Genomic DNA, 22820 nt, shown 5'->3' on the forward strand with positions numbered 1-22820 from the left:
ACCGTGTGAAAGCGGCGCGTTAAACGGAAACGGCCGGCGCACGATGCGCCGGCCTGCTGTTGCCTGCTGCGACCGGTTACGCGATGCCGGTCAGATCGACGGCGCCGCGCTCAGCACGGTGCCTTGCGCCGGATCGAGATAAAGCGGCGCCGTGTTCGGCTTCGACGAGAAGTCGAACAGCCCGCGCAGGTCGCCGGCCGTCGCATCGAACGAACCGCCGCCGATGCGCTGGCCGCCGAGCCAGTTGTCCTCGATGAAGCGCACGACGGACGCCTGGTCGATCAACGTGTGGTCGACGTAGTTCTGCTTCGCGTACGGCGAGATCACGACCAGCGGGATGCGCACACCCGGGCCGCAGCGGCCGTTCACCGTGCCGCCGTTCACGCCGGTGGTGCCGCCCGAGCCGCACTTGCCGTTGCCGTTCACCTGGTCGACCGCGTCGGACGACGCACGGGTCGGTGCCGTGTACGCGTGGTCGTACCAGCCGTCCGAGTCGTCATAGGTGACGATCACGGCCGTGTTCTGCCAGTCCGGCTGCTGCTGCAGGAAGTTGACGACCTTCGTCACGAACGCCTGCTCGTCGAGCGGATCCGAGTAGCCGGCGTGCGCATCCTGCGCGGCCGGCGCCTTCAGGAAGCTGACCGACGGGAAGTTGCCGGCCTTCACGGCCGCGAAGAAGTCGTCGGTGTCGTACTGGTGGTTCGCCGGTTCGGCCGTCTTGCCGTCGGCTTCGAAGCTCGAGCCGATCGCCGCGACCGTGCTCGGGCGCGTGTGCTGCGGGTTCGCGGTCGACGCGTAGTACTGGAACCAGTTGTGGTGCGGGATGTAGTCGGTCGTCGCCGCGTTCACGGCGGTGGCGACCGTGCTGCGGCTGCAGCCGGTCGTGCCGTTGCTGTTGGTCGTCGACAGGTTGAAGCCGCCCATGAAGCCGCCCCACGTGATCTTCGCGCCGTTCAGCAGGTCGCCGATGTTCTTGCCGCTCATCATCGCCTGGTCGGTCGTGCTCGAGCACACGTCGAAGCCCGGATCGACGTCGTTGATCATCGTGAAGCCGCCCTGGCCGTCGTTGATGTAGTACGAGGTGGCGGCGAGCGTCGACGGCTGCTTCGACGTCTTGACGATCTGCATCCCGTTGGTCTGGCCCGACACGACGTTCAGCGCGCCCGGCGTCGACGGGCCGTAGACCGTCGTGTACGCGTTGTCGCTCATCGCGAAGCGCTGCGCGTAGTTCCACAGCGCGGTCACGGTGTTGCCGTCGAAGTAGCCCATCACCTGGCCCTTCGTGCCGAATGCGCCGGCGCCGCCGGACGAACCCTTGCCGGTGTATTTCGGGAACAGGTCGGCGAGGCCGTTGTCCTCGGCCTGCTGCTCGGCCGTGTACGCGTGGTTCTGGTCGGCGGTCGCGGCCTGCGTGCGGTCGAGGCGGAACGGGTTCGCGGCGTCGGTGCCGTTGGCCGTGTTCGTGAAGTTCGGGTTCGCGGTGAGCAGCGTGCCCGTCAGCCCGTTGATCGCCGGCGTGCCGGGCTTCGCGTTGAAGGCCGGTTCGCCGGACGGGTTCGACGCGTTCGGGTAGGTACCGAAGTAGTGGTCGAACGACACGTTTTCGCCGTAGATCACGACGACGTGCTTGATCGGCGTGGCGGTCTGCAGCGCGTCCTGCGACGACACGGCGGGCGTCGACGTGGGATCGTCGCTGCCGCCGCAGGCGAACAGCGCAAGCGCCGCGGCTGCGCAGGCGGTGACGAGCAAGGCTTGACGGAACATCGGGAAACTCCAGGTAGGCTTTCGACGGTGAAGATCGACCCCGTCGCCGTGTCGGTCCGGCGCGGAACGCGATAAAGCACCGGCATTGAAGCAGTTCGGTATGAAGATATGGGGGCGGACCGGTTTCGCGACGGTTGCGCCGCGGTATCGATTCCATTACGGCGCGACGCGGCGCGAAAGAAAGCGGAAAGGGGCCACGCGGATGCAATCTGGGCGACACATTGGGCGGCGGGCACGGTCACGGTCGTGCATGCCGCGCGGGGCGGGCGGCAGCGCGCGGCGGGCCGGTTCGCGGGGTGCCGGGCCGCGTTCTTTTTTTGACAATCGTGTGACGCATTCATACGATGGTTGGCCCGCGGCGACGATTTCGCGTTGCCGGCCGCCAGCGAGTACTCAACGTGCCGATTCCCGTTCTGTTTGCCGTCCTGTGCGCCGCCTTCCTGCATGCGTCGTGGAATGCGCTCGTGCGCAGCAGCGGCGACCGGTTGCGCTCGGCCACGGTGCTGCAGATCGCGATCGGGCTGTTCGCGCTGCTGTTCCTGCCGGCCGCCGCGCCGATCACGCCCGCGAGCTGGGCCTGCGTCGTCGCATCGGCGGTGCTCCACGTCGTCTATACGCTGCTGCTGGTGCGCGCTTACGAGCACGGCGACCTGAGCGTCGCGTATCCGGTCGCACGCGGCACCGCGCCGCTGCTCGTCACGCTGGGCGCCGCGGCGTTCGCGGGCGAGCGCCTGAACGCGGGTGCCCAATGCGGGCTCGTGCTGATCTGCGCCGGCATCATGGCGATCGGGCTGGAGCGCGGACGCGGCGCGCGGCACCGGATGACGCAGGTGCTGCCGACTGCGTTCGCCACCGGCGTATCGATCGCCGCGTACAGTGTGGTCGACGGGATCGGCGTGCGGGAAAGCGGCAGCACGGTCGGCTATACGGCGTGGATGTTCGTGCTGACCGGCTTGCTGATGGCCGTGTACTACCGGCTGCGGGCGGGGCCGCTGCGGCTCGCGCAGGATGTCGGTGAAACGGCGAAGGCCGCATGCGGCGGCGTGTGCGCGGCGCTCGCATACGGGATCGTGATCTGGGCGATGGAGCGTGCGCCGATGGGGCCGGTATCGGCGCTGCGCGAAACGAGCGTGGTGTTCGCGGCGCTGATCGCGCGCGTCTATCTCGGCGAGCGGCTGACGCCGCGTCGCGCCGGCGGGTGTCTGGTGATTGCGTGCGGGGCGTTGCTGATCAGCGCGTTCGAGGCGGTGCGCTGAGCGCGGCTGCCGAACCGGGCATCGCCCCGCCGGTCGCGTGGCGCCGCATCAGCCTTCCACCGGCATCGCACTCGTGCACTTGATCTCGTCGAGGCACACGCTCGAATGCACGCCGCTCACGCCGGGAATCCGCATCAGCGTTTCGAGCAGGAACGTGGACAGCCCCTTCAGGTCGCGCGCGACGACCTTCAGCACGTAGTCGATATCGCCCGTCACCGAGAAACATTCCTGGATCTGCGCGAGATCCGACACGAGCTTCTGGAACTTCGACAGGTCGCGGATATGCCCGCGCTCCATCGTCACGTGCACGAACGCGGTGACGCCGAACCCGAGCGTGTCGGGGCACAGACGGGTTTCGTAACGGCGGATCGCGCCGATCTCCTCCAGCCGGCGGTGGCGTCGCAGCGTCTGCGCGGGCGACAGGCCGACGGCCTTCGCCAGGTCGAGGTTCGACGCACGGCCGTTCTCCTGCAGCACCGACAGCAAATGGCGATCGATGCGATCGAGAACCGGTTCAGGCATTTTTGTTTCCTCATCTGTCTCCCGGGCGCAATCTTATCTCATAATGTAGGGTTTGCATGAGCCGGTTACGCAACCCGATTTCGCTGTCGCGACGCTAAACTGACGCCGGATTTTCGTGTGCGCCTGCAGCAAGGCGGCGAGAGCGACGGTCGGTGGCCGGTCTGGTGGGCCTGCCGACAGGAATCGGGGGTCGCCACGCGAAGATTGCAGTCCCCAACCCGGCGGCTCCACGAACGGCCGCCGGCACAGCAAAACAGCGCCCGGCACACCGAGGCGCGCCGCACCGCTTCCGGCGGAGGCGGGCAAAATGGAGAAGACATGGTTTCTGGAAACGAGAAGGACGGCCTGAAGCGGGGGCTGAAGAACCGGCACATCCAGCTGATCGCGCTCGGCGGCGCGCTCGGCACGGGGTTGTTCCTCGGCATCGCGCAGACGATCAAGATGGCCGGCCCGTCCGTGCTGCTCGGCTACGCGGTGGCCGGCGTCGTCGCGTTCTTCATCATGCGCCAGCTCGGCGAGATGGTGGTCGACGAGCCGGTCGCCGGCTCGTTCAGCTATTTCGCCGACAAGTACGTCGGCCACTTCACCGGTTTCCTGTCCGGCTGGAACTACTGGGTGCTGTACATCCTCGTCAGCATGGCCGAGCTGTCGGCCGTCGGGATCTACGTGCAGTACTGGTGGCCCGGCGTGCCGACCTGGGTGTCGGCGCTGGTGTTCTTCGTCGCGATCAACCTGCTGAACCTGGCGAGCGTGAAGTCGTACGGCGAGACGGAATTCTGGTTCTCGATCATCAAGGTCGCCGCGATCGTCGGGATGATCGGCTTCGGCGGCTGGCTGCTCGCGAGCGGCCATGCGGGGCCGGAAGCGAGCGTCGCGAACCTGTGGCAGCACGGCGGCTTCTTCCCGAACGGCGTGTCGGGGCTCGTGATGTCGATGGCGGCGATCATGTTCTCGTTCGGCGGGCTGGAGCTGATCGGCATCACCGCGGCGGAGGCCGACGATCCGAAGCACAGCATTCCGCGCGCGACCAACCAGGTGATCTACCGGATCCTGATTTTCTACATCGGCGCGCTCGCCGTGCTGCTGTCGCTGTATCCGTGGGAGAAGGTCGTCACCGGCGGCAGCCCGTTCGTGCTGATCTTCCACGCGCTGAGCAGCAACCTGGTCGCGAACGTGCTGAACGTGGTCGTGCTGACGGCCGCGCTGTCGGTCTACAACAGCGGCGTGTACAGCAACAGCCGGATGCTGTTCGGCCTCGCGAAGCAGGGCAACGCGCCGAAGGTGCTGTGCTCGGTGAACAAGCGCGGCATTCCGCTCGCCGCGCTCGGCGCGTCGGCGCTCGCCACCGGCGCGTGCGTGCTGGTCAACTACTTCATGCCGGGCAAGGCGTTCGAGGTGCTGATGGGCCTCGTCGTGTCGGCGCTGATCATCAACTGGGCGATGATCACGCTGATCCACCTGAAGTTCCGCCAGGCCAAGCGCATCGCCGGAGAGCAGACTTCGTTCCGCAGTCTGGGCTATCCTTTCACGAATTACCTGTGCCTGGCGTTCATGGCCGGCATTCTCGTCGTGATGTACCTGACGCCGGATCTCCGCCTGTCGGTGTACCTGATTCCCGTATGGCTCGCGGTGCTCGCGGTCGGGTATCGCTTCCGTCAGAAGAATGCGGACTATGTGATGCGCGACGGCGCGTCCGCGCGCTGACACGGGCATCCCGACCATTCTTCCAAACGAGACCGACATAGCCATGTTCGAACACATCGACGCGTACCCGGGCGATCCGATCCTGACGCTCAACGAGAACTTCCAGAAAGATCCGCGCGATCAGAAGGTCAATCTGAGCATCGGCATCTATTTCGATGCCGAAGGCCGGATTCCCGTGATGGGGGCCGTGCGCGAAGCCGAAACCGCGCTGCAGCGCGACCTCGGCCCGAAGCCTTACCTGCCGATGGTCGGCCTCGCCGCGTATCGCGACGCCGTGCAGGCGCTGGTGTTCGGCGCCGATCATCCGGCGCGTGCGGCCGGGCGCATCGCGACCGTGCAGACGCTGGGCGGCTCGGGCGCGCTGAAAGTGGGCGCCGATTTCCTGAAGCGCTACTTCCCGGACGCGCAGGTGTGGCTCAGCGACCCGAGCTGGGAAAACCACCGCTTCATCTTCGAGCGCGCGGGCTTCACGGTGAACACGTACCCGTACTACGACGAAGCGACGGGCGGCCTGAAGTTCGACGCGATGCTCGCGGCGATCGACGCGCTGCCGGCGCGCAGCATCGTATTGTTGCACGCGTGCTGCCATAACCCGACCGGCGTCGATCTCGACGAAGGCCAGTGGGAGAAGCTGATCGACGTGATCGAGGCGCGCGGGCTGCTGCCGTTCGTCGACATGGCGTACCAGGGCTTCGGCGCGGGCCTCGACGCGGACGCGTTCGCCGTGCGCGAACTGGCCCGCCGCGGCGTGCCGGCACTCGTCGCGAACTCGTTCTCGAAGAACTTCTCGCTGTACGGCGAGCGCGTCGGCGGCCTGAGCGTCGTTTGCGACGATGCGGCCGCGGCCGAGCGCGTGCTGGGCCAGCTGGCCGGCGCGGTGCGCTCGAACTACAGCAACCCGCAAACCTACGGCGCGAAGGTCGTCGCGACCGTGCTGAACACGCCCGCGCTGCGCAAGCAGTGGGAAGAGGAACTCGCCGCGATGTGCCGCCGGATCGCGCGGATGCGCCAGTCGATCCACGACGGCCTGCGCGACTACGTCAGCGGCGAAGCCCTCACGCGCTACGTGAAGCAGCGCGGGATGTTCACGTACACGGGCCTGACCGAATCGCAGGTCGATGCGCTGCGCGAAGTGCACGGCGTGTACATCCTGCGTTCGGGCCGCATGTGCGTCGCGGGGCTGAACGATTCGAACGTCGGCATCGTCGCGGATGCGATCGGCAAGGTGCTGAAGAGCGGCGTCTGACCGGTGCGCCCCCGGGCGCCCGATCGCATCGCATGAACCGGCTGTTTCCCTCGCGGAGGCAGCCGGTTTTTTCTTGCGCGGCGGCGGCGCGGCGGTACGATGGCGGATCGAACGCAAGACTAAGGAGCGGCATGGCAATTCGAATCGTACGGCTCGGCACGCCGCGCGCGGCCGGCGAGGGCCTGAGGATCGGCACGGTGCGGCGGCCGCCGCGCGGGGTACCCAAGGCGGAATTCGCATCGCGCAACTACTATGATGTGTGGCTGCCGACGCTGTCGCCGAGCCCCGAGCTGGTCGCGCAGGCGCAGGCTGCCGAAACCGATGCCGAATGGCGTGCGTTCACGCGCCACTTCCGCGCGGAAATGGCGCACGGCGACGCACCGAAGGTGCTGGACCTGCTCGCTGCGCTGTCGGCGACGAGCGCGTTCTCGATCGGCTGCTACTGCGAGGACGAGCGCCGCTGCCATCGCAGCGTGCTGCGCGAACTGCTGGCGGAGCGCGGCGCGGCGATCGCCGCGGAAGCGGGCTGAGCGCCCGTCGGGCGTTGCTTCGTGCGGCGCAGCGAACCGGTTGACGTGGGTCAAGCGTGCGGTGCCGCGGGCCGCTATGCTCATGTCATGAATTGCCCCGACGATGACAGGCGGACAGATGCAGATTGCCTTTCCACCCGAACCGCCCGAATATTGCGCGCGCGATCTGGTCGTCGCGTTTTCGGCGCTGGTCGACGGCCGCTGCGTGCAGTGCGCGATCACGGCCGAAGCACTGGAAGACCATTTCGGTGCGCCGTCGCTGCTGGAACGGGATTTGCTGGACGCGTTCGATGCGCACCGGTCGGCGATCGAGGCGAAGGCACGACAAATGCTCGACGAAATCGGCGGCCGGCCGGTGTTGCTGCACAGTGGTCACTTCCGGATGGACGGCTGATTCCGCAGGAGGACGCATGACACTGCAAGGCACGATTCATGAACGCGACTGGTCGGTCGAGATCGAGACGCGACAGTGCGAATCCGGCGAGTTCCGCTGCCGTGTGTCGGTCGAGCACGGCACCGGGCCGGCGCGCTTTCACCACACGTTCGAGCACAGTCATGCGTATCCCACGGAGCACGAGGCCGCGATCGAAGGGTTGCGGGCCGGGATGACGTGGATCGAAATGAAGGCGTCGCAGACGTTCAGCATGTGAACCGCCTCGCGCCGACGGCGCGCGGAGGCGATGCTGCCACGGCAGTGATCGCCGCATCCGTCGTCGCGCCGCGCGACATGCGTGCGGGCGGATTCCGCGGCGGGCAGGGCAGGGAAACATGGGGCAGGCAATCCGGTCGACGAGCGGCGACCGCGTCAGGAGGAACGACATGGGCGTGGGCATGCAGATCGTCTGCGTCGGATTCGCGGGTTCCGCCGCGCTCGAAGGCGAGGCGGGGGCGCAGCTGGTGCGGCTCGAACGATTCCGCGCGCGGCTCGACGATTGCCTGCTGGCGATCGAGTCGCGCACGACCGGCGACGGCGGCCGGACCTACGACGTGCGCCTCGAACTGCTCATGCATGATCGCGCGCCGGCGGTGCTGCCGGGCAGCAGCGGCGACGACGTGAACGAGACGATCCGGCGCGTGTTCGCGCAAGCCGAACAGGCGCTGTCCGCCTGGCAGGCCGGCGAACCCGAAGCGGTCGCGCGGCATGCGGCCACGACGGGCGCGGCCGCGCAATGACGCCGGCCGCGCGTCGGGCGTCAGACCTGCGCGAGCGCCTGCGCGTCGAGGATCCGCACGCGCTTGCCGCGCGTTTCGACGAGCGAATCCCGATGGAACCGCGAGAACATCCGGCTGACGGTCTCGAGCTTCATGCCGAGATAGCAGCCGATTTCCTCGCGCGTCATCCGCAGGTTGAATTCCGATGCCGAATAGCCGCGCGCCTCGAAGCGCGCCGACAGGTTCAGCAGGAACTGCGCGACGCGCTGCTCGGCCGACATCGTGCCGAGCAGCAGCATCTGGCTCGATTCACGGACGATCTCGCTGCTCAGCATCTGGTAGAGGAAATGCTGCATCGGCTTCATCTCGCGGCACGCCGCCTCGAGCGCGCCGAACGGGATGATGCACACGACGCTGTCCTCGAGCGCGATCGCGTCGCAGCAGTGCTGGCCGCTGCCGATGCCGTCCATGCCGAGCGTTTCACCGGCGATCTGGAAGCCGGTCACATGCTCGCGGCCGTCGCGATGCATCATCACCGTCTTGAACGAGCCCGCACGGACTGCATAGATGCTGTGGAACGGGTCGTCGATGCGGAACAGCGCGTCGCCCTGGCGAACCTGCCGGGTCGAGCAGATGATCGCGTCGAGGCGGCCGTACTCGTCCGCAGTCAGGTCGGGCGGCAGGCACATCGAGCGCATCGCGCAGCCCGAGCAGCGCGCGGCCGGGGTTTTGACGGCGTCGGTGCGCGCGACCGCACGAAGCGGAGTCGTTGGCCGAGGCGCGACGGGCGGGGCGGTGGCGCAGGCAGTGGCGGTAGACATGAGTCACTCCGGCTCGATCAGGGGTGGTGCGCGCGAGCGTGCACCAGGGATTCGATGACGCGGCATGCGGCGTCGAATTCGGCGGTCTTGTCGAAGAAATAATCGGCGCCGGCCGCCGCGCATGCCTCTCTGAATGCCGCCGCCGAGTGGTTCGTCAGCACGATCGTCACGACGCGCGGCGTGGCCTTCGACAGCATCCCGATCAGGTCGAGACCGCTGCCGTCCGCGAGCCGCAGGTCGACGATCACGACGTCCGCGTGGCTGCTGCGGATGTGCATCCACGCGTCCTGGCCGTCTTCCGCTTCGCCGACGACCGCGACGCCGCGGATCGCGCCGACGAGCAGCGCGATCCGTTGCCGGACGGCGATGGCGTGATCGACGAGAAACACCCTGAGCGCGACGGCGGGTGACAGGCTGGCATTCATGCCGGCAGTATCGTGTTGCGCCGCCAAAAATGAAATCGGCCGAACTGGAAGTTTGTGTAGGCCGCTTCGACGTGTTGTAGGGCGATTCCTACAACGCGTACGCGAAGGCGGCGGCGACGCCCGAGCCGCGCTGGCTGGCGTGCGTGGTGCAACCGGCAGGTTGCCGGTCGCCGCCGCCGCCGTCGAATCAGCCGTGCCGGCGCGCGGCCAGCGCGTCGCGTGCCGTGCGGCACGCGGCCAGATCCCATGCGGCGCAGCCGACGGTCTTGAACAGCAGCGGGCCGCCGCGCGCGAAGGCGCCGCGCAGCACGTCGGCGAGCGACGCGACCTGCTGCCAGTCGACCTGCGCGACGATCAGGTCGCCGGCCTCGTGGCGCGCGCCGGCCGGATCGTCGACGACGAGCCGGCTGTGGCGCACGGTATCGGCGTCGATCTCGGCGGCATCCGCGGTGAACGCGCCGACCCCGACCACGAGGCGGCCTTCGCGTGCCGCTTCGCGATAGACGGGGGTGCGGCTCGTCGTCAGCGTGACGACGACATCGATCGCATCGGGAATCGCATCGCCGTCGAGCGGCGCGAGCTGCGGCGCCTGCGCGCGGTGCGCGGCGCAGAACGCGGCCGCGCTGTCGGCGCGCGAGCCGCGCACGTGCAGGCGCGCGTCCGGAAAGATCGCCGCGAGCGCTTCCGCGTGATTGGCCGCCTGCTTGCCGGTGCCGATCAGCAGGATGTCACGCGGCGCGGCGCCGTGCAGCGCCTGGATGCCCAGCGCGGTAACGGCCGCCGTGCGGCGCCCGGTGACCGTCGGGCCGTCGAGCACGAAGCGCAGCTCGCCGGTCGTCGCATCGTATGCGCTCACCTGCCCGAGGATCGTCGGCAGCCCGCGCGCGCCGTTGCCGGGGCACACGTTCACGAGCTTGTGGCTCGCGAGGTCGCGCGCGCTCGACGGCATCGACAGCATCACGCCGCCGGCCTGCAGCGGCACGACCAGGCGTTCGGGACTGACGATCTCGCCCGCCGCGTATTCGGCGACGGTGTGCCTGAGCGTCGTGAGCAGCGCGGGGTAGTCGAGCAGCGCGGCCGTTTCGGCGGCGTCGAAAGAGGGAATCCGGGAGATGGCGGTCATCGTGTCGGTCGGTTGGGGCGGTGGGCGTGGGTGACGGGCGCATCGCGCGCTCGCCACGGAGGCGGCCGGCTGTCGCGGTGGCAGGCGGTCTGGATCAAATCTATACCAGTTTCCGGCCACCCGGCAAGCCGGAAAAGCCAGCGGACGACCGATTTTGGTTCTAATATCCGTCCAGATGGGCGTCGCGCGCACCGGCGCCGGTACCGCTCCGGTATAGTGCGACGCATTCCCGATCCCCCACCCGACCGGGCAGGAGCCCCAGATGATGTCCGCACGTCCCGAATCGCTCGAAGCCGGTTTCCGGCCGCTGCAGATCTACGAACAGGTCGCCGAAAGGATTCGCGACGAGATTCGCGCGGGGCGCTACGCGGCCGATTCCAGGCTGCCGTCGGAGCGCGAACTCGCGGCGCTGTTCCAGGTTGGCCGGCCGGCCGTGCGCGAGGCGCTGGGCGCGTTGCAGAACGAAGGGCTCGTGTTCACGAAGCGCAATTCGGGCACCTACGTCGTGCCGGCGCCGCTCGACGTACTCGCGCAGCGCGGCGACCCGCAAGGCGCGCCCGATGCCGACTTCAGCCCGACGTCGACGCTCGACGTGCGGCTCATCCTCGAGCCCGCGATCGCGCGCCTCGCGGCCGCGCACGGTCGCGCCGATCCTGTCGCCGAAGGCTATCTCGCACAGATGGAAACCGTCTCCGACATCGACGATCCGCAGCAGCGCGCGCTGTGGAACGAGAGCGACCGGCTGTTCCACCGGCAGCTCGCGCTGATGACCGGCGACGCGCTGATCGTGAAGATCGCGGACGAAGTCGCGAAGACGATGGACCAGCCGCTGTGGAAGCGGCTGAAGGACGACGGCATCTACGACGCGGGCCGGATCCGGCTCTACGTGTCCGAGCACCGGCTGATCTACGAGGCGATCGTGTCCGGCGACGCCGATGCGGCCGCGTTCTATGTCGAGCAGCACATTCTTCGCGTGCGTCGCGACATCACGCCGAAGTGATGCGCGCCGCCTCACTCTGGTCTAAAAAATGACCAGAATAACAAAAATCTTTTTGAAATTGCTTGCATGGTGACCACATGTGTCCTACATTGGTTTCACACAAAACCAATCAGGAGACACCATGCGACACTTCGTTACCGCGCTCTCGGTGGCCGTTGCCGCCGGCGCGCTGAGCGCCGCGCACGCGCAGGAAGTCGTGATGATCGGCCATTCCGCGCCGCTCACCGGCCCGCAGGCCGCGAACGGCAAGGACAATGAAAACGGCGCGCGCCTCGCCGTCGACGAGCTCAACAAGGCGGGCGTGAAGGTGGCCGGCAAGACGGTCACGTTCAAGCTGGTGTCGGACGACGACCAGGCCGACCCGAAAGCGGGCGTGCAGGTCGCGCAGAACCTGGTCGACAAGGGCGTGGTCGCGGTGCTCGGGCCGTACAACTCGGGCGTCGCCATCCCGGCATCGCGTGTGTACAGCAACGCAGGCGTCCCGATGCTGCCGGTCGCGTCGAACCCGGCACTCACGCGGCAGGGCTTCAAGAACATCTTCCGGATCGGCGCGAGCGACGAACAGCTCGGCGGCACGATGGCGACCTTCGCCGCGAAGACGCTGAACGCGAAAACCGCCGCGGTCATCGACGATCGCACCGCGTACGGGCAGGGCGTCGCCGAGCAGTTCATGAACGTCGCGAAGGCGAACGGAATCAAGATCGTCGACCAGGAGTACACGAACTCGTCGGCCACCGATTTCCTCGGCATTCTCACCAAGATCAAGGCCAGCAATCCCGACGTGATCTTCCTCGGCGGCTATGCGGCGCAGGGCGCGCCGATGGCGAAGCAGATGAAGCAGCGCGGCTTGCGCGCGAAGCTGCTCGGCGGCGACGGCATCTGCTCGGCCGACATGGGCAAGGTCGCGGGCGAGGCCGCGTCGATCGTCTATTGCGCGCAGGGCGGCGTCGCGCTCGAGAAGACGCCGGCCGGCCGCGAATTCCTGAAGAAGTACCACGACACCTATCACACGGATACGCAGGTCTACGGCGTCAACTACTACGACGGCATGAAGCTGCTCGCCGACGCGATGGTCAAGGCCGGCACGACCACCGACAAGGCGAAGCTGATCGCGCAGCTGGCGAAGTCGAACTATGCGGGCGTCGCGGGCACCTATTCGTTTGACGAACACGGCGACCTGAAGGGCGCGCCGACCAGCGTCTACGTGATCCGCAACGGGCTGCCCGAACCGTACGCGAAGTAAAACCGTTACCGGAACGACGGCGCCGGTGCGCCGTCGTTCGTCTTCACGCATTCGATCTTCATGAAAATTTCCCGATCCCTTTCCACCGTCGAAGTCCATACCGGCGGCGAAGCGTTCCGCATCGTCACGAGCGGGTTGCCGCGCCTGCCCGGCGACACGATCGTCCAGCGCCGCGCATGGCTCAAGGAGAACGCGGACGAGATCCGCCGCGCGCTGATGTTCGAGCCGCGCGGCCACGCCGACATGTACGGCGGCTACTTGACCGAGCCGGTGTCGCCGAACGCGGATTTCGGCGTGATCTTCGTGCACAACGAAGGCTACAGCGACCATTGCGGGCACGGCGTGATCGCGCTGTCGACCGCCGCGGTCGAGCTCGGCTGGGTGCAGCGCACGGTGCCGGAGACGCGCGTCGGCATCGACGCGCCATGCGGCTTCATCGAGGCGTTCGTGAAATGGGACGGCGAGCATGCGGGGCCGGTGCGCTTCGTCAACGTGCCGTCGTTCATCTGGCAGCGCGACGTGTCGGTCGACACGCCGTCGTTCGGCACCGTGACCGGCGACATCGCGTATGGCGGCGCGTTCTATTTCTACGTCGACGGCGCGCCGTTCGACCTGCCGGTGCGCGAGGCGGCCGTGGAGAAGCTGATCCGCTTCGGCGCCGAAGTGAAAGCCGCCGCGAACGCGAAATATCCGGTCGTGCATCCGGAGATTCCGGAGATCAACCATATCTACGGCACGATCATCGCGAACGCGCCGCGCCATCCGGGCTCGACGCAGGCAAATTGCTGCGTGTTCGCGGATCGCGAGGTCGACCGCTCGCCGACCGGCTCCGGCACCGGCGGCCGCGTCGCGCAGCTGTACCTGCGCGGCCGGCTCGCGGCCGGCGACACGCTCGTCAACGAGTCGATCGTCGGCACCGTGTTCAAGGGGCGCGTGCTGCGCGAGACGACGGTCGGCGACATCCCGGCCGTGATCCCGGAAGTGGAGGGCAGCGCGCACATCTGCGGATTCGCGAACTGGATCGTCGACGAGCGCGATCCGCTGACCTACGGTTTTCTCGTGCGCTGAGCAGCGGCGCACGGCACCGTTGTACCAGGCTTGGCGCGCGGCCCCGTTGCGGGGCGCGCGCTTTTTTTGTTGTAAAAACGCACGCCCGGACGCCGTTCGCGCAGGCCCGGGACGGCCGCCGGCCGGTGGGCCGCGCGAGTTTTGGTACGATGCAGCCTTTCCAGCAGATCCCCCACCCGCGTGAATCGCCGAAACGTGTCGTCAGTGCGTGACCTCAGTGCCAAATGGGTCGCGCGCGCCCAACCCGTCGCGGCCGCTGCCGCCGTGCTCGTCAAGCGTGTCCTGGCCAGCGCCTGGCACCATCTCCGTCATCCGACGCGCCGCGGCGTGCTGCGCGCGGCTGCCGCCGTGCCCGCGCTGTTCCTGCTGTACGTGCTGGTGCTGATTCCGTTCACGCCGGGCATCGGCGACATCCGCAAGGCGCGCGTCGACCAGCCGGCGCAGGTGCTGTCCGCCGACGGCAAGGTGCTGGCGGAATTCAAGCCGTCGAACCGCGAATGGGTGTCGCTCAAGCAGATCTCGCCGCACATGGTCGATGCGCTGATCGCTACCGAGGACCATCGTTTCTACGAGCATCACGGTCTCGACTGGAAGCGCACGGCGTCGGCCGCGCTCCATACGTTCTCGGGCAGCCGCCAGGGCGGCTCGACGATCACGCAACAGCTCGCGCGCAACCTGTATCCGGACGAGATCGGCCGCGCGCCGACGCTCACGCGCAAGGTGAAGGAGGCGATCACCGCGCTGAAGATCGAGGCCGTCTACAGCAAGGACCAGATCCTCGAGACCTACCTGAACACGGTGCCGTTCCTGTACAACGCGTACGGCGTCGAGATGGCCGCGCGCACCTATTTCGACAAGTCGGCCGACGAGCTCGACGTGCTCGACAGCGCGACGCTCGTCGGGATGCTGAAGGGCAACAGCTACTACAACCCGGTGCTGAATCCCGAGCGCGCGCTGCAGCGGCGCAACACGGTGCTCGGCCAGATGGTGAAGTACGGCAAGCTGTCGCCGGCGCAGTTCGCGCAGTTGCAGCGCCGGCCGCTGCGCATCGACTTCGAGCGCCAGAAGGAGCCGCCGGGGCCCGCGCCGCACTTCGCGCAGCAACTGCGCAAATGGCTGATCGGCTGGGCCGACCGCAACGACTACAACATCTATTCGGACGGGCTGATCGTGCGCACCACGATCGATTCGCGTCTGCAGCAGATGGCGACCCAGGCGCTGACGCTGCAGGCGAACCAGCTGCAGGGCATCGCGAACAATGCGTGGAGCGGCCGCGACGGCTGCGGCACCGACAACGAGGTGTTCCGCACCTTCATGCGCGAGTCGCCCGAATACAAGGCCGCGCAGGACGCCGGCAAGAACGATGCGGCCGCGATGAAGCAGCTCGCCGCCGACCGCGGCTTCATGCGCGCGCTGTGCAAGGCGAAGACCGACGTGCAGGCCGGCTTCGTCGCGATCGATCCGCGCGACGGGCAGATTCGCGCGTGGGTCGGCAGCCGCGACTTCACGAACGAGCCGTTCGATCACGTCGCGCAGGCGCGGCGTCAGCCGGGCTCGACCTTCAAGCCGTTCGTCTATGGCGTCGCGTTCGCGAACGGGATGAAGCCGGACGACACCTTCATCGACCAGGCGGTCGAGATTCCGCTGAAGGGCGGCGAGATCTGGCGGCCGAGCGACGATGCGCCGCCGACGGGCAAGCCGATGACGCTGCGCGACGCGGTCGCGCTGTCGCGCAACCGGATCACCGCGCAGGTGATGGAGAAGGTCGGTCCGGCGGCCGTGGCGCGGTTCGCGCGCGACATGGGCGTGCGCGAAAGCCCGCTCGAGCGCGTGCCGTCGCTTGCGCTCGGCACGAGCCCCGTGACGCTGAAGGAGATGGTCGCGTCGTACGCGACGATCGCGAACGGCGGGCTGTACGTCGAGCCGCAAATGGTGACGCGCATCGAGAACCGCCGGGGCGAGGTGCTTGCCGAATACGCGCCGGCGCCGCCCGAGCGCGCGCTCGACGCCGAAACCGACAAGACGCTGCTCGACGTGATGCGCGGCGTCGTGACGCGCGGCACCGGCAGCAGCATCCGTACGCGCTTCGGCATTCGCGGCGACGTGGCCGGCAAGACCGGCACCACGCAGGACAACGCGGACGGCTGGTTCATCCTGATGCAGCCCGGGCTGGTGGCCGGCGCGTGGGTCGGTTTCGACGACGGCCGCGTGACGCTGCGCAGCGACTACTGGGGGCAAGGCGCGCACAGCGCGCTGCCGATCGTCGGCGACTTCTTCCAGCGCGCGCAGCGCGCCCGGATCGTCGACACGAAGCTGAAATTCGACACCGAACCGTCGCCCGGCTGGTTCGCGTCGGTGCGTGAACGGGTGACGGACCTGGTCGACGGCTGGTTCGGTCCCGAGCCGAAGCAGGCGGCGGCGCCCGTCAGGACGCAGCGTATCGAGCGCGAGCCGGAGGCGGATGCAGCCGCGGCGTCGGCCGCATCCGGCGCGTCGGCGCCCGAGGTGGCATCCGGCGGCATCGTCGAGGAATGGGTGCCCGCGTCCGAGGTGGCGGCATCGGCCGCTGCGTTGTCGGCGTCGCAACCGCCGGTCGCGCAGCCGCCGGCGGCGGCGGGCGGCAATGCGACGAGCCCGGGCAACGCCGGTGGCGGCCTCGGCTCCGCCCCGGCCGTCGCGCCTTCCGCAACGCCGGCGCCGACACCGGCTTCACCCGACGCGACCAGCGGTTCGGAGTAACGAGCCGTTCAGATTTCGCGCGAGGCTGCCGTAATAACGTTGTCACGACAGCTCGCGCGGTCGCTCCGCGCCTTTCCGATGCGGCTCATCACCGATCACGTCGCGCTCGCGCGCGATGACATCTCCGCCGGCGTCCCGCTCGGCTTCGATCTCTACGATGCCGGCGGCGCCGCGCTGCTGCCCGCCGGCACGACGCTGCGCGATCCCGCGCAGCATGACTTCCTGTTCGATCACTTCCGGCCCGTGCGCCGGCGCGATGACGCCGAGCCTGCCGCGCCGGCGCACGACACCGTGCCGGCGGCCACGCGCATGGGGCTGTCGGCCGGCGCCGCGATCGGCATCCGGCGGCGGGTCGGCGCGACCCGCGTGCTGCAGCGCTGCCGGTTGATCGGGGTCGGCGCATCGGGCGCGCTGTTCGTCGAGCCGCAGCCGGCGGTCGTGCTCGAGTTTGCCCGCGGCGACGACGTCGAGGCGGTCGCGATCGGCCGGTCGGCCGTGTCGCGCTTCGGTGCGACGGTCGAAGCGGTGCAGGCGACGGGCGCCGCGCCGTTCATGGTGCTGTCGCCGCCGGGCTTCGTCGACCGGTTGCGCACGCGCGCGGAGCCGCGCGTGCCGGTACGGATCGCGGCCCGCTGCACCGGCGGGCCGGCGCAGGCCGACGGCATCGGGATCGTGCGCGATCTCAGCCTGAACGGACTGTCGATCGCGGTCGACCGGCCGCTCGCGGCGGCCGGCGAGCCGTTGCGCGTGCAGTTGCCGTATGCGGACGAGGACCGTGTCGCGCTGCTGACGCTCGACGGGACGGTGCGTGCGGTGCATGCCGATCCGGCCGGGTCGGGCTGGACGCTTCACCACGCGGCGTTCGACGAAGTCGCTGCTGCCGACCGGATGCGCCTCAAGGCGCTGCTGTTCGACCTGTCGTCGGGGGCGGTGGAGGCGGAGCAGGTCCGCTGATGTGTCGAACGGAGAAGCGGGGCAAACGTGCAACCGCTGGGCGGTCGTCCACGGCCCGGTGAATCGATCCGCACCGCGCGAGCCGGGCGAGAGCGCGCAGAGCCTATTGGCTGCGGATGCGGTCATAATCATCTGATGATTCGATCGAATGCGCGGCAATTGTACGGTTTCGGTCAACAGTGAATTTGCGATTTAAGTATTTACCCTGATAACCGTGCCGCCTAGACTTTCACTCATGCGCAACGACTACCCAGTCCGAAGCGCCTGACAAGACAAATCTGGAGGTAACGCATCATGAAATCGCTGATCAAGGCAGTTGCACTGGCCGCTCTGGTGGCCGCACCGGTCGTCTCGTTCGCTCAATCGAACCAGCAGCCGCTGACGCGCGCGCAAGTGCGTGCCGAACTGGCCCAGCTGGAAAAGGCCGGCTACAACCCGAACGACTGGATCAACTATCCGGAAAACATCCAGGCCGCACAGGCGAAGATCGCGGCAGCCCAGAACACCGGTGCGCAGGCTGATGCAACGGGCTACGGCGCGAACCCGGCGGCGACGTCGCAGTCGGGCCAGCGCGTGACCGTGCCGGCCGCAGCCGATCGTTCGTCGGTGTACTTCGGTCACTGAGCAAGCCGTTCACCGCGCGGCCTCCGGGCCGCCGGCAAAGCCGTATCGAAAAGCCCGCACTCATGTCGAGCGCGGGCTTTTTTGCGTGCGCGGCCAAGCGTGGCGCCGGCTGACAATCCGCCGCGCGTGCGCTAGCATCCCGGTCGGCATCGCCACGCTACCGTAGCCGCAGCCGCGGCGAATGGGGTAGCGCCGGCCGGCCTGCGACGCCGCGCGCCGAGGCGCGGCGGCAAGCCCGGCATCACGTTCCACGACTTCAACGAAAACAAACAGGAGCATCCATGCGTGTCTTGACCGGTCTGCTGTGCGCGCTGGCGCTGACGGCGGACCTTGCCCACGCACAGGCGAATTGCGCGGACGCGACGGATCAGGCGGCGATGACGGCATGTGCCGATCGCGCGTACAAGAAATCCGACGCGGAGCTGAACCGCACCTACCAGGCTGTCACCGCGCGCCTGCGCGATGCGAAGCCGCTCGCAGAGAAACTCGTGAACGCGCAGCGCGCGTGGATCGCCTACCGCGATGCCGAATGCAACTTCTCCAGCGCGAATGCCGAAGGCGGCAGCGCCTATCCGATGGTCGTGTCGACCTGCCTCGACGATCTGACCAAGACCCGCACCGAGACGCTGAAGGGCTATCTGTCCTGCGAGGAAGGCGATCTCGCGTGCCCGGTGCCGGCGAAGTAACGGCTGCGCGACGTCCGGCCAGCTTATAGCGCACGTCGCGCGGCCGGCATGGTTCGCCGGCCCGTTCGCCTAGACGTCGTCCGTTTCGTCGAGCAGCTTGTGCCGCAGCGCGTAGCGGACCAGCGCCGCTTCGTGCGGCATCTGCATCTTTTCCAGGATCCGGGTCTTGTAGGTGCTGACCGTCTTCGCGCTGACGCACAGCGCCTGCGCGATCTCGGTCAGCGTCTGCCCGGCGGCGATGCGGCGGAACACGTCGAACTCGCGATCGGACAGCCGCTGGTGCGGCAGCGTCTCGGCCGGCTCGTTCAGGCTCTGCGCGAACTGTTCGGCCATCGCGAGGCTCACGTAGACGCCGCCCGACGCCACCTTGGTCACCGCGCCGACCAGTTCGGCGCTCGCGCTTTCCTTGGTCAGATAACCCGACGCTCCGGCGCGGAACGCACGCACCGCGTATTGCTGTTCCGCGTGCATGGTCAGCACGAGCACGCGCAGCGCGGGCTTCTCGTCCTTGATCTGCTTGATCAGTTCGACGCCGTTGCGGCCCGGCATCGACAGGTCGAGCACCAGCACCTGCGCAGGCGTCGACCGGATGAGCGCGATCGTCGACGCTCCGTCGCATGCTTCGCCGGCCACTTCGAATCCGGTGGCGTTCTGGAGGATGTGCCGCAGACCGTCGCGCACGAGCGTATGGTCGTCGGCGATGAGCACCTTGATCATGTGAGGGTGGTTTCCTGTTGTACGGAACCGAGCGGGAATGCGACGGTAATCGAGAAGCCGCGCGCGAGCGCGGTGTCGATCGTCACGCTGCCGCCCAGCATGTGTGCGCGTTCGCGAATGCCGATCAGGCCGAAAGATTTGTCCTCGTGGGCGGTGCCGACCGGTGCCGCGCCGCGGCCGTTGTCCGCGACGCGCAGCACGCAGAAGCCTTCCTCGATGTCGAGGCGCAGCGCGACGCGCGTCGCGTCCGCATGGCGCGCGACATTCGTCAGCGCTTCCTGGACGATCCGGAACAGCGTGGTCGCCCCCGCGCTGGTGAACGTGAGGCCGCCCGTTTCGATGTGGCGCTCGACGTCGATGCCGTAGCGGTTCGTGAAGTCGTTCGCGAGCCACTCGATCGCCGGCACGAGGCCGAGATCGTCGAGCATCACGGGGCGCAGGTCGGCCGCGATGCGCCGCACCGACGCGACGGTCGCGTCGATCAGCCGGCGCATGCCCTGCAGGTGCGACAGCACGCCGACTTCGGGTTGCGCATGCTCTGGCGTGCGCAGTTGCTGCTCGATGACCGACAGGTCCATCTTCAGCGCGGTGAGTTGCTGGCCGAGGTCGTCGTGCAGTTCGCGCGCGATGCGGGTTTTTTCCTCCTCGCGCACGTTCTGCAGGTTCGCCGAGAGTTCGCGCAGCTCCTGGCGCGACTGCTTCAGCGCATTCTCGGCGCGCTGCCGCTCGGTGATGTCGCGCAGCATCACCGTATAGAGCTTGCCCGACGCATCGCGGATCTGCGAGATCGACGCCTCGATCGGGAACTCCTCGCCGTTGCCGCGCAGCCCGAACAGCACGCGCTGGCGGCCCATCTGCCGCTCGGACACGCCCGTCACGCCGAACTGGTCGACGTGCTTCGCATGCGCGGCACGAAACCGCTCGGGGATGAAGCGCGACAGCGGCGCGCCGATCGCTTCCATCGCCGACACGCCGAAGACCTGTTCGGCCATCGGGTTGAAGATCACCACCGTCTGCTTCTCGTCGATCGTGATGATCGCTTCCATCGACGAACGGATGATGCCCATCATCCGCGCCTCGTTCAGGATGCCGCGGCTGCTGGCACCCGTATCGGCGTGGCCGGCGCGGCCGCGCAGCAGCGCATGGACGAGCGCCGCGAACGCGAACGACGCGATCAGCCCCGCGGCGAGCACCGTGCCGGCCGCGCGCTGCGCGCCGGTCGCGCTCGGTCGGCCGTCCGCGGAATAGGCGAGCTTCAGCACGGTTCCGCCGAAATTCAGCTGGTCGGTGCGCCGCATCAGGTCGGGTGACGCGGAGGCTTCGTCGGTCGTCGTCTCGGCGCTCGCGATCGGGTGCGGATCGTCGCCCGCGCTCATCCGAAGGTCGAGCCCGCGTTCCGCGTCGAGCGCGCGCTCGACCAGGCGATTCGGGCTCACTTCCGCGAACAGCACGCCGTCCGCGCCGGCGTCATGGGCGACGGCCGTGCGCGACGAAGCCGTCGCGGGGACGAACAGCGTGAGGGTGCGCGCATCGCGGGACGTATCGTTGTCGGCCGGATGGATGCCGAGCGCGATATCGCCGGTCCGCAGCGCGTGCGCCAGCGGAGCCTGGTCCGGCGCGCCGAAGCGCACGCCGGCCGAGCTCGATGCCGGCGCAACGAGCGTGGCCACCGCGAGCGGGCCGGCCGGCATCGGCGCGTGGCCGGCGAGGGCGCTGCGCGCCGCGGTCGACAGCGGCGCATAGCCAAGCTGCCGGATCGGAGAGCGCCCGCTGTCGAGATCGAGCGTGTCGGCATACCGGCGCCATTGTTCGGCGGTGATCTGCGGCGCAAGCGCGAATGCGCCGCGCGCGCTTTCGAGCACGGCGACGCTGCCTTGCAGCTCGTGGCGCAGCATCGCCGTCACGTGCGTCGTGCGGCGTTCGAAGCGCGTATGGACGGCGCCTTGCCACTGCTCGCGCACGAGCAGCGCGACGCCGAGCGACAGCGCCGCGCCGGCGAACAGCGTAACGACGCCAGCCGCGAGCGGCTGGCGTAACATGATCTGGAAACGCGCGGGCCCTCGGGCGTCACGCGACGGGGTTCCACTGGCGGTGGTCATTCGATGGCCATTCTGGTGTCGGGGCCGCCCGTGGCACGCGGGCAGCGCGGCAAAACCGGGAAAAACCGGGAAAAACTCGCACCGGCCGCGTGCGACGTCTATTTTCAAGATGAAATTGTGCGCGTTTTACGCGTTTTTTGTAATAGGGTCAGCTAAAAATGAGATAGCCGGGCGGTGTAGCGGGCGTCCCGGCCGCATTTGACGCGCGTCAACGGGCGCGTCGGCACGTGGGGCAGACTGTTCGGCAGGCGAGCCGGCATCGGGCCGGCTTGCGGTGACGGGGACGCCGTATGCGCGATGCGCGACGGGTGCCCGGTCGGAGGGTGGACCATGTACAAGCGGATTTTCGTCGGGCTCGATGGCAGCCCGAGTGCGCGTCTCGCGCTGAACGAGGCAATCCGGATCGCGGCGGCATCCGGCGGCGAGGTCACGTGCGCGTATGTCGTCGAGCACCGGCCGCAGCTCGTCGACGTCGATGCGGGATTTGCGGCCGAACGCGATGGCGACGCGGCGGCAACCGCTGCGGCGACACCCGTGCTCGACGACGCGAAAGCGGCGCTCGCGCAGCGGCAAGTGGCGGGCACCGTGCGCGCGATCGACGCGTACGGCGAGGATGTTGCCGCGGTGCTGATGCGCACGGCGGCCGAGGTCGGCGCGGATCTGATCGTGATGGGGACGAGCGGGCGCCACGGCCTGCGCCGGCTGCTGCTCGGCAGTGTCGCGGAATCGCTGCTGCGCGCGGCCGACCGGCCCGTGCTGCTGGTGCGGCACGACGAGCCGGCCGCGGCGGCGACCGCGTGACGGGGCGGTACGGCACCGACGCGTGAGCGGCGGCGGGCAGGGGCTGCCGCGCGGGCGCCGGCGTGATGTGGGTTCGACGGTGCGCCGGTTGCATCGATCGCCATGCCGCGCATACGCTGCGCCGCAACGGCGGTGTCACGTCGCGCCGGTTGCATCGTGGCCTGCACTTCTGGCAGCATCGACCGGCGTTCGCTTCATCGTCGCGCGCCGCGTTCCGCGCGCGACCCGGTCGCCGCGTGCATGGCCGCGGCGATCGACGCAGCAGCACGCGACGCCGGTCGATCGCATCGTCGATCGGACGGGCCGCGCGTTGCGTGTCCGGTTCACTCCTTCATCGACGTCATCC

At 68.4% G+C, this 22820-nt stretch carries 22 protein-coding genes; 15 read left to right on the forward strand and 7 right to left on the reverse strand.

Annotation, left to right across the window (positions count from 1 at the left end; all coding sequences use genetic code 11):
* Nucleotides 1-90 precede the first annotated feature (90 nt).
* Nucleotides 91-1764, reverse strand: a complete 1674-nt coding sequence (locus DIE17_RS01215; protein ID WP_124920570.1) for a phospholipase C — start codon at nt 1762-1764, stop codon at nt 91-93.
* A gap of 344 nt (nt 1765-2108) precedes the next feature.
* Between DIE17_RS01215 and DIE17_RS01225 the strand changes: the two genes are divergently transcribed.
* Entirely contained in the window at nt 2109-3020 is a 912-nt protein-coding gene (locus DIE17_RS01225) for an EamA family transporter (protein WP_124519490.1), read from the forward strand.
* A gap of 48 nt (nt 3021-3068) precedes the next feature.
* Here DIE17_RS01225 and DIE17_RS01230 read toward each other — a convergent pair whose 3' ends face one another.
* Nucleotides 3069-3542, reverse strand: coding sequence for an Lrp/AsnC family transcriptional regulator (locus DIE17_RS01230; protein ID WP_044843065.1), 474 nt, complete (start codon nt 3540-3542; stop codon nt 3069-3071).
* 318 nt (nt 3543-3860) lie between these two features.
* Here DIE17_RS01230 and DIE17_RS01235 point away from each other — a divergent pair, with 318 nt between their 5' ends.
* From DIE17_RS01235 to DIE17_RS01260, 6 genes are all read left to right on the forward strand, one after another.
* Complete coding sequence (locus DIE17_RS01235) at nt 3861-5246, forward strand: amino acid permease (RefSeq protein ID WP_124484873.1); 1386 nt, start codon at nt 3861-3863, stop codon at nt 5244-5246.
* A 43-nt stretch (nt 5247-5289) separates the two neighbouring features.
* Complete coding sequence (locus DIE17_RS01240; protein ID WP_124484872.1) at nt 5290-6492, forward strand: amino acid aminotransferase; 1203 nt, start codon at nt 5290-5292, stop codon at nt 6490-6492.
* Between the two features lie 131 nt (nt 6493-6623).
* Nucleotides 6624-7022: a DUF488 domain-containing protein gene (locus DIE17_RS01245; protein ID WP_124920571.1), complete on the forward strand. Its 399-nt coding sequence runs from the start codon at nt 6624-6626 to the stop codon at nt 7020-7022.
* A 103-nt stretch (nt 7023-7125) separates the two neighbouring features.
* The gene (locus DIE17_RS01250) at nt 7126-7416 is read left to right on the forward strand and encodes a DUF1488 domain-containing protein (RefSeq protein ID WP_044843069.1); all 291 of its coding nucleotides are present in this window, start codon (nt 7126-7128) and stop codon (nt 7414-7416) included.
* Between the two features lie 16 nt (nt 7417-7432).
* A complete protein-coding gene (locus DIE17_RS01255) occupies nt 7433-7672 on the forward strand; it encodes a UDP-glucose 4-epimerase (protein WP_124519488.1) in 240 nt (79 codons plus the stop codon).
* 169 nt (nt 7673-7841) lie between these two features.
* A complete protein-coding gene (locus DIE17_RS01260) occupies nt 7842-8195 on the forward strand; it encodes a metal ABC transporter ATPase (RefSeq protein ID WP_124665889.1) in 354 nt (117 codons plus the stop codon).
* Between the two features lie 20 nt (nt 8196-8215).
* Here DIE17_RS01260 and DIE17_RS01265 read toward each other — a convergent pair whose 3' ends face one another.
* The 3 genes from DIE17_RS01265 to lhpI form a co-directional block, all read right to left on the reverse strand.
* Nucleotides 8216-8995 carry a helix-turn-helix domain-containing protein gene (locus DIE17_RS01265; RefSeq protein ID WP_044843072.1) on the reverse strand — a complete coding sequence of 260 codons (780 nt, stop codon included), beginning with the start codon at nt 8993-8995 and terminating at the stop codon, nt 8216-8218.
* A 17-nt stretch (nt 8996-9012) separates the two neighbouring features.
* Nucleotides 9013-9420 (reverse strand): response regulator transcription factor, encoded by a 408-nt coding sequence (locus DIE17_RS01270; RefSeq protein WP_124484869.1) that lies wholly within the window; start codon nt 9418-9420, stop codon nt 9013-9015.
* 187 nt (nt 9421-9607) lie between these two features.
* Nucleotides 9608-10543 (reverse strand): bifunctional Delta(1)-pyrroline-2-carboxylate/Delta(1)-piperideine-2-carboxylate reductase, encoded by a 936-nt coding sequence (lhpI, locus tag DIE17_RS01275; RefSeq protein ID WP_124920572.1) that lies wholly within the window; start codon nt 10541-10543, stop codon nt 9608-9610.
* 262 nt (nt 10544-10805) lie between these two features.
* Here lhpI and DIE17_RS01280 point away from each other — a divergent pair, with 262 nt between their 5' ends.
* The 7 genes from DIE17_RS01280 (at nt 10806) to DIE17_RS01310 (ending at nt 18857) form a co-directional block, all read left to right on the forward strand.
* Nucleotides 10806-11543, forward strand: a complete 738-nt coding sequence (locus DIE17_RS01280) for a FadR/GntR family transcriptional regulator (protein WP_044843075.1) — start codon at nt 10806-10808, stop codon at nt 11541-11543.
* 121 nt (nt 11544-11664) lie between these two features.
* Complete coding sequence (locus DIE17_RS01285) at nt 11665-12786, forward strand: branched-chain amino acid ABC transporter substrate-binding protein (protein ID WP_124519484.1); 1122 nt, start codon at nt 11665-11667, stop codon at nt 12784-12786.
* Between the two features lie 60 nt (nt 12787-12846).
* Entirely contained in the window at nt 12847-13854 is a 1008-nt protein-coding gene (gene lhpH / locus DIE17_RS01290) for a trans-3-hydroxy-L-proline dehydratase (protein ID WP_124484865.1), read from the forward strand.
* Between the two features lie 195 nt (nt 13855-14049).
* Nucleotides 14050-16593 carry a penicillin-binding protein 1A gene (locus tag DIE17_RS01295; RefSeq protein WP_185735354.1) on the forward strand — a complete coding sequence of 848 codons (2544 nt, stop codon included), beginning with the start codon at nt 14050-14052 and terminating at the stop codon, nt 16591-16593.
* Nucleotides 16594-16671: 78 nt separating this feature from the next.
* Nucleotides 16672-17547 (forward strand): PilZ domain-containing protein, encoded by an 876-nt coding sequence (locus tag DIE17_RS01300; RefSeq protein ID WP_124665894.1) that lies wholly within the window; start codon nt 16672-16674, stop codon nt 17545-17547.
* Between the two features lie 294 nt (nt 17548-17841).
* A complete protein-coding gene (locus DIE17_RS01305; protein ID WP_124484862.1) occupies nt 17842-18171 on the forward strand; it encodes a DUF4148 domain-containing protein in 330 nt (109 codons plus the stop codon).
* Between the two features lie 281 nt (nt 18172-18452).
* Nucleotides 18453-18857 carry a lysozyme inhibitor LprI family protein gene (locus DIE17_RS01310; protein WP_124920574.1) on the forward strand — a complete coding sequence of 135 codons (405 nt, stop codon included), beginning with the start codon at nt 18453-18455 and terminating at the stop codon, nt 18855-18857.
* Nucleotides 18858-18926: 69 nt separating this feature from the next.
* Here the strand turns inward: DIE17_RS01310 and DIE17_RS01315 are convergent, their stop codons facing one another.
* Both DIE17_RS01315 and DIE17_RS01320 read right to left on the reverse strand, forming a co-directional pair.
* On the reverse strand, nt 18927-19574 hold the full coding sequence (locus DIE17_RS01315; protein WP_124484860.1) for a response regulator transcription factor: 648 nt from the start codon (nt 19572-19574) through the stop codon (nt 18927-18929).
* On the reverse strand, nt 19571-21613 hold the full coding sequence (locus DIE17_RS01320; RefSeq protein ID WP_124920575.1) for a PAS domain S-box protein: 2043 nt from the start codon (nt 21611-21613) through the stop codon (nt 19571-19573). The genes DIE17_RS01315 and DIE17_RS01320 overlap by 4 nt, the downstream gene beginning before the upstream one ends.
* Before the next feature lie 390 nt (nt 21614-22003).
* Here DIE17_RS01320 and DIE17_RS01325 point away from each other — a divergent pair, with 390 nt between their 5' ends.
* Complete coding sequence (locus DIE17_RS01325) at nt 22004-22474, forward strand: universal stress protein (protein WP_124484858.1); 471 nt, start codon at nt 22004-22006, stop codon at nt 22472-22474.
* Nucleotides 22475-22820: the final 346 nt, after the last annotated feature.

Origin of the sequence: Burkholderia sp. Bp9099 (genome assembly GCF_003857805.1) — a bacterium.
Taxonomy (GTDB): domain Bacteria; phylum Pseudomonadota; class Gammaproteobacteria; order Burkholderiales; family Burkholderiaceae; genus Burkholderia.